A 7,151-nucleotide genomic window follows, 5' to 3' on the forward strand; every position below is an offset into this window, starting at 1 on the left:
CCCGTGACCACAGCCCCTGACGACAGCCCCTGGGTCGCTGCCCTCCATCGCGGCGCGAACCAGCAGCACCCGGTCGGCACCGGCATCGTCATCGACACGAACCTCGTCCTCACCTGTCACCACGTGGCGTTCGCCGCCGACGGCACCCTTCACGACGACCTGTACGTCGCCTTCCCGCTCGCCCCGAAGGTCACGTACTTCGACCGGCGCAAGGTCGGACAGTGCCTGCACGACGGCAGGCAGACCGCCCACGTCGACCTGGTCCTGCTCGAACTCGTCGAGCCGGTGCCGCCCACCGTCGTCCCCGCACGGCTGCGCTGCCTGGAACCCAAGCCCCTGGTGGATCGCCCCTTCTGGGCGTTCGGATTCCCGGCACAGATCATCGGCGGCACCTCGGCCACCGGCTCCGTGACCGACACCGGCGGATACGGCCACGTCATGATCGACAGCGGTGCCGGTGGAGCGTTGAAGAAGGGGTTCAGCGGCGCTGCCGTCTGGTCTCCGGAGTACCAGGCGGTGATCGGCGTCGTCGTCTCCGCCGACGGCAACGGCCGGGGACAGGCGGTGACGCTCCACTACGCCGACGAGCAGATACCCGAGATGAAGCTCGGGACGCTGTCGGCCTGGCGGATCGAGGACACCGACGACACCGCGCTATCCGCCTGGGGCTGGGCGCTCAGCGGCGACGGCGAAGCCGGCCGGCACTGGCTCCCCCGCGCCCGGGGAGTGGCGGTCGACACCGAGGGCGGCACCCGCTTCCGGGGACGGAAGACCGCCCTCCGTCGCATCGTCGACTGGATCGACGGTGCGACGGCGGTCACCGGTCCACTGATCGTCACCGGGTCACCCGGCGTCGGCAAGTCCGCGGTCCTGGGACGGGTCGTCACCACCGCCGACCGACAGATCCGCGCCACGCTTCCCGCCGACGACGTCGCCGTCACCGCCACGGTCGGCTCCGTCTCGTGCGCCGTGCACGTCAAGGGCAAGACCGCCGACGAGGTGGCGACCGAGATCGCCCGCGCGGTCGCCGTCGACCTGCCGGCCGCGCCCGCCGACCTGGTCCCGGCGGTACGCCGACGACTGGAGCGTCGGCCCGTCCCCTTCGCTCTGGTCGTCGACGCGCTCGACGAGGCCGTGGACCCCGGCCACGCCCGCCAGATCATCGACGAGATCCTGCTGCCGATGGCACAGGAGTGCGGCCGGTACGGTGCCCGGGTCGTGGTCGGCACCCGCCGCTCCGACGACCGTGGTGACCTCATCGCCTGCTTCGGCGACCAGGCCGAGTTGATCGACCTGGACACCTCCGAGTACTTCGCCGAGTCCGATCTCGTCAACTACGCCGAGGCGACGTTGCAACTCCTCGGTGCCGAGAGGCCCGCCAACCCGTACGCCGCACCCGGTGCCGCCGCGCCACTCGCCCGTCGCATCGCGGCCCTGGCCAAGGGGAACTTCCTCGTCGCCGGTCTCGTCGCACGGGCGCACGCGTTGCGCGACATCGACGCGGTCGACCCCGCCACCGTGTCGTTCACGGCGACCGTGGCGTACGCGTTGGACGCGTACCTCGCGGGTCTGCCGGCGGCGGGTTCGACCTCGGCCCGGCTGGCTCTCACCGCACTGGCGTACGCCGAGACCCCGGGGCTGCCGCTCGCCCTGTGGCAGACGGCGGTGACGGCGTTGGGCGGTGGGGTCACGGAGGCGCAACTGCTAGCGTTCGCCCGCACCTCGGCGGCGAACTTCCTGGTCGAGACCGGTGGCGGGGCGCAGCCCGCGTACCGGCTGTTCCACCAGGCCCTCAACGACGCGTTGCTGGCCGAGCGCGACGCCCGCGACGCACGACGCGAGGACCAACGCCGACTGGTCTCCGCGTGGGTGGACCGGGCCGCCGCCGACGGCTGGGACCGTGCCCCCGACTACCTCCTCCGGTCGCTGCCACCACACGCCGCGCGGGCCGGGCTCGTGGACCGGTTGCTCGCCGACGAGGGCTACCTGCTCCACGCACACCTGGATCGCCTGCTCACCGTGGTCGACACGGAACAGCTCCCGACGGCCCCACTGCCGCAGGCCCGAGCCCGCCTGCTGCAACGCACCCCGCTGGCGGTCGCGGCGGAACCGGCCGAACGGGCCGCGCTCTTCTCGGTCGTCGATCGCCTCGACGGTCTGCGCAGCGGGATCACGGCGGCACAGGCCCCTTACCAGGCGCGGTGGGCGCACACACCGCCCCGCCAGGAACGCAGCGTGTTGGACGGCCACTCGCAGGCCGTCTACGACGTCGCCGCCATCGAGATCGACAACCGACGGCTCCTCGCCTCCGTCGGTGACGACGGCACCCTCCGGCTCTGGGACCCCCTGACCAACCAGGTCGAGTCGGTCTTCACCTGCCACGACGACACGGTCCGTGGGGTGTGCGCCGTCCGCACCGGTGCCGGCGAGGTGCTGATCGCCACCGCCGGCCACGACGGCACGGTGGGGCTCTGGGAACCACGGTCCGGCCACCGTCGGCACGAGCTGCGCGGGCACGACGACTGGGTACGCAACATCTGCGCCATTCCGCTGCCGACGGGTGACCTGCTCGCCTCGGCCGGCGACGACCGGACCGTCCGCGTGTGGGACCCGGTGAGCGGCACCCAGCGGTACGAGTTGACCGGCCACGCCGGCTGGGTGACGGCGGTGACGTACGTGCCGGCCGCCGGCCGCCACCTGCTCGCCTCGACCGGCTACGACGGCGTGATCCGGATCTGGGAGCCGACCGTCGACGACCGGCCGACTCTGACCCTCACCGGTCACGTCGGCTGGGTCACGACTCTCTATGCGGTCCGGACGCCCGACGGCACGCTGCTCGCCTCGGCCGGATACGACGGCACGGTCCGCCTCTGGGATCCGCTGACCGGCCGGCAGGTGCAGGTCCTCGAAACCGGCGGGCCGCTCACCGACCTCTGCACGGTCGAGGTCGATGGGGGGCTCCTGCTGGTGTCCACCGGCGAGGACGGACTCATCCGGCTGTGGGAGGTGCCGACCTGGGCCAGCCGCCCCAGCCTGCGGGGACACGCGAACTGGGTCCGCGCGGTGTGCGAGCTGCGCACGGCGAAGGACCGGATGCTCGCCACCGCCGGAGACGACGGCACCGTACGGCTGTGGGATCCGGCGGGCGGCCAGCCGGACACGGTCGCCGACCAGGACCGCTTCGGTCCGGTCGCCGCCCTCTGCCCGGTGCCCGGCACGCAGGGGGTCCTGGTCGCCTCGGGTGGTGTCGACGGCCGGGTACGTGTCTGGAACGCCGGCACCGGCGAGCGGGTGCGGGAGTTCACCACGTCGGGCGGGCCGGTCAACGCCATGTGCGCGATCGCGGACGACGAGGAGCCGCTCATCTTCACGGCTCAGGACGACGCCACCGTCGGGTCGTGGGGCTCCCGGGACGATCAGCCGGTGCACGAGATGAGCGAACACCACGCCCCCGTCGCGGCGGTCTGCCCGCTCGTGGTCAACGGCGAGACGGTGATCGCCTCGGCCGGCGACGACCAGGCCATCCGGCTGTGGCATCCGCACACCGGCTCGGTGCGCGGGGTCCTGCTCGGACATGTCACGCGGGCGTGGGTGACGGCCCTGACCACGGTGACCTGGCCCGGTATCGAGGCACTCGCCTCGGCGGACAAGAGCGGCACCGTGATGCTCTGGGCCGGCGGGGACACCCCGATCTGGACCCGACAGGGTCATCAGGACGCGGTGACCGCGCTCTGCGCCGTCCCGGTGGCCGGCCGCCCGATGCTCGTCTCCGCCAGCGCGGACCACTCGATCCGGATGTGGGACGCCGAGTGGGGCGAGCCGGTGCGGTGGTTCACCGGGCACACCGCAGCCGTCACCGGCCTGAGCCTCGTCCGGATCGGCGGTCGTGACCTGCTCGCCTCGACCAGCAGGGATCGCACGGTGCGGATCTGGGACCCGGCCACGGGTCGACTGGGCCGCACCATCCCCGTCTATCACCCGGCGCTCGCCTGCTGCACCGTGGAGGACACGCTGCTGGTGGGGCTGGATCAGGGACTGCTCGCGTTGGCCGTCACCGGCTGACGCCCGATCGGGCTGGTGGGCGATACTGGGTTTGAACCAGTGACCTCTTCCGTGTCAAGGAAGCGCGCTCCCACTGCGCCAATCGCCCGTGGAGACCGCCGGCACCAGAGGTGCGGGCGGACTGCGAGCGGACGACGGGATTCGAACCCGCGACCCTCACCTTGGCAAGGTGATGCGCTACCAGCTGCGCTACGTCCGCGTGCCCCCGCGAAGTGCCGGGGACGCGCCAACTCTACCCGATGACAAGATCGCTCGATCGGCCACCCCACTTCCCGGAGTGATTGTGCCGGTCACCGTCGGGGTACAGACCTTCCCGACAGCACACCCGCGCCCCTGGAAGAAGGAGGCTGTCATGGGTATCGGAACCAGTGTTTTCCTGCTCGCGCTCGGCGCGATCCTCACCTTCGCGGTCAACGCCAGCATCGGTGGTCTCGACCTGGACGTGGTCGGCTGGATCCTGATGGCCGCCGGCGTACTCGGTCTGATCATGACCACCCTGGTCTGGGGACGCCGCCGCCAGGTGGTCGCCACCGAGCAGCCGGCCGAGTACCGCCGGGTCGAGGAGCGCCGGGACGTCGCGCCGCCGCTGTGAGCGGCGCCCGACGATCGGCGCGGCGGCCGAGGGAGCTGATCGGTCGCCCGGCACACATGACGATGGCGGCCACCGGGAACGGTGGCCGCCGTCGCTGTCCGCACTAGGGCCTGGTCCGGTTCAGGATGCCGTTCAGATAGAGCCCCTCCTGGCAGGTCCCGGGCGTGGCGGCACCGACCGGGGTGCCGGGTTGCCGGCACTCGACCGTGAGGGTCACCCGCGATCCGGCGGGTACCCGGATCGGGGTGACCGAGTGGTAGTCCTGGTTACGGAAGTTCTCCAGGCCGTAGGTGACCACCCGCACGTCGTCGGCGGTGATGGTCAACGTTCCGGTGTCCCCCTGCGGGTTGTCGACCAGGAAGTCCGTGAGCAGGAGGACCCGGTTGCGGGGCACGGTGTAGCTGCGGGACGCCGTGCTGCCGGGGCTGGTCCGCAACGTCAGCGCGGTGGCGAACTGTCCACCGCCGGTCGCGGCCGCCGGGGTTGGCGACGGACTCGACGGCGGGGCGGCGGGGTTCTCGGCGCGTTCCTGCGCGACGGCCTGTGCCCGGCGGGCGTACGTGGCCCGGTCGGCCTGGACCTGCACCGCCTCCCGGGTGGGGGTCTGTAGGGCGCGTTCCAGCTCCGGCTCGGGCCGGATCGCCACCACCCGGGCACTGACCACGGCCACCCCGATGTCGGCCAGCCGTGCCTCGGTGGCCAGCGCGTCGGAGACCGCCTCGCGGACCGGTGCGACGGTGGTCAGCGCCTCGGCCAGCGGCACCCGGGCGAGCAGGTCGAGGGCGGGTTGCTGGGCCAGCTCGGCGAGCAGGGTGGCCACCTGGTCCAGCGGGCGGGCCCGCGCCCTGCCGGTGCGCGGGTCGACCGAGAAGTCGAGCCGACCGGCGGCCAGCGCCGGGTCGGCGACCCGGTAGGTGACGGTGGCCTGCACGGTGATGTCGGCGAAGTCGCCGGTGCGGGCGTGGAAGAGCAGCGGCAGCTCGCGGTCGTCCACCGGCACCTCGCTGAGCACGGCGCGCAGCGGGCGGTACCAGAAGGACTGGCCCACTCCCTCCCGGCGGACCCGACCGCCCACGTGCAGACGCACCCAGCTGGTCGGGGTGCCGCGCAGGTGGCGCAGGAACAGTCGCCTCGTCACGTCGGCCATGACTCTCGCCTCCCTTTGTCGTCTACACGACGATAAAGGGTCTGCTACTTTGTCGTCAAGGTGGTGATAAAGAGATGGCCGAGTACCCGCCCTTCGCGGTGACCGCAGACCTGGTCGTGCTGACCGTGCGCGCGGAGCAGCTCTGCGTCCTGCTGGTCCGACGCGGCATCGAGCCGTACCTGCACAGGTGGGCGCTGCCCGGCGGGTTCGTCGGGATCGACGAGGACCTGGCCGCCGCCGCCACCCGGGAACTGGCCGAGGAGACCGGCCTGGCCGAGCCGGCCGGACACCTGGAGCAGCTCGGCACGTACGGCCGTCCCGGCCGGGACCCGCGCGGCCGGGTCGTCACCGTGGCCTGGCTGGCGCTCCTGCCCGACCAGGCCACCCCGGTGGCCGGCACGGACGCCGCCTCGGCCGACTGGTTGCCGCTGGCGCGCCTCTCCCCCGGTCAGCTCGCCTTCGACCACGAGCGGATCCTGGCCGACGGGCTGGAACGGGCTCGGGCCAAGCTGGAGTACACCCCGCTGGCCGCCGCGTTCTGCCCACCCGAGTTCACGGTGGCGCAGCTCCGGGCGGTCTACGAGACGGTCTGGGGGACATCCCTCGACCCGCGCAACTTCCACCGCAAGGTGACCAGCACACCGGGCTTCCTGGTCCCGGTCGGCCGCTCCACCGAGGGCGAACGCGGCCGACCGGCCCAACTGTTCCGGCGCGGCCCGGCCGCGATGCTGTACCCGCCGATGCTGCGACCCGACCCACCCCGCACCAGCAGGGGCTGACGCCTCCGGTCCTCAGCGCCCGGACCCGGGCCCGGCGGTCTCCGGCGTACACCCGTGCGCCTCAGACGTGCGACGCCCCCGCAGCCGGATCCGGGCACGCGACCGGGCACTGTCGTTGCCGCCGGAGGGCGGCAGCACCGGTCCGGGCAGCAGGCGGGACGGCGGGGCCGTCGGATCGGCCGGGTCCTCCGAGGTGGGACCGGCCGACGGCGGGTCACCCGAGGTGGTCGGGCCGCCCGAGGGCGGGTCACCCGACTCCGTCGGGCCGCCCGAGGCGGTCGGATCGGTCGAGGCGGTCGGGTCGGTGGACTCCGACGGGTCCGGCGTGGTGCCCGGGTCGGTGGAGATGCTCGGATCGGCCGAGGTCGTCGGGGAGGACGGCGCGTCGGTCGGCGACGGCGAGGGCGACGGCGAGGGCGAGGGCGAGGGCGAGGCGGTCGGCGGCGACGGGCTCGGCGAGGGGGTGGGCCTCGGCGTACGGCTCGGTGCCGGGATGGGTGCGGGCACCGGGGCCGGCGTGGTGGCGGGCGGTCGGGGCGCCGGGATCGGAGCCTGTCTGTTTTACACATCT

At 73.0% G+C, this 7,151-nt stretch carries 4 protein-coding genes, 2 tRNA genes and 1 pseudogene; 4 read left to right on the plus strand and 3 right to left on the minus strand.

Annotation, left to right across the window (positions count from 1 at the left end; genetic code table 11):
• Positions 1-3: 3 nt before the first annotated feature.
• Positions 4-4,062 (plus strand): trypsin-like peptidase domain-containing protein, encoded by a 4,059-nt coding sequence (locus EYA84_RS02390; RefSeq protein WP_131051341.1) that lies wholly within the window; start codon positions 4-6, stop codon positions 4,060-4,062.
• A gap of 13 nt (positions 4,063-4,075) precedes the next feature.
• On the opposite strand, the gene EYA84_RS02395 is transcribed toward EYA84_RS02390, so the two are convergent.
• Positions 4,076-4,150, minus strand: a tRNA-Val gene (locus EYA84_RS02395).
• Between the two features lie 38 nt (positions 4,151-4,188).
• Positions 4,189-4,261, minus strand: a tRNA-Gly gene (locus tag EYA84_RS02400).
• Positions 4,262-4,414: 153 nt separating this feature from the next.
• Here EYA84_RS02400 and EYA84_RS02405 point away from each other — a divergent pair.
• The gene (locus tag EYA84_RS02405) at positions 4,415-4,654 is read left to right on the plus strand and encodes a DUF6458 family protein (protein WP_131051342.1); all 240 of its coding nucleotides are present in this window, start codon (positions 4,415-4,417) and stop codon (positions 4,652-4,654) included.
• Positions 4,655-4,757: 103 nt separating this feature from the next.
• On the opposite strand, the gene EYA84_RS33300 is transcribed toward EYA84_RS02405, so the two are convergent.
• Positions 4,758-5,801 (minus strand): SPFH domain-containing protein, encoded by a 1,044-nt coding sequence (locus EYA84_RS33300; protein WP_236145561.1) that lies wholly within the window; start codon positions 5,799-5,801, stop codon positions 4,758-4,760.
• Positions 5,802-5,875: 74 nt separating this feature from the next.
• Here EYA84_RS33300 and EYA84_RS02415 point away from each other — a divergent pair, with 74 nt between their 5' ends.
• Both EYA84_RS02415 and EYA84_RS32345 read left to right on the plus strand, forming a co-directional pair.
• A complete protein-coding gene (locus tag EYA84_RS02415) occupies positions 5,876-6,580 on the plus strand; it encodes an NUDIX domain-containing protein (protein ID WP_131051343.1) in 705 nt (234 codons plus the stop codon).
• 67 nt (positions 6,581-6,647) lie between these two features.
• Positions 6,648-7,151 (plus strand): annotated as a pseudogene (locus EYA84_RS32345) (hypothetical protein); the annotation flags it as partial.

The organism is Verrucosispora sp. SN26_14.1, from assembly GCF_004307965.1.
In the GTDB taxonomy this organism is placed as follows: Bacteria; Actinomycetota; Actinomycetes; order Mycobacteriales; family Micromonosporaceae; genus Micromonospora.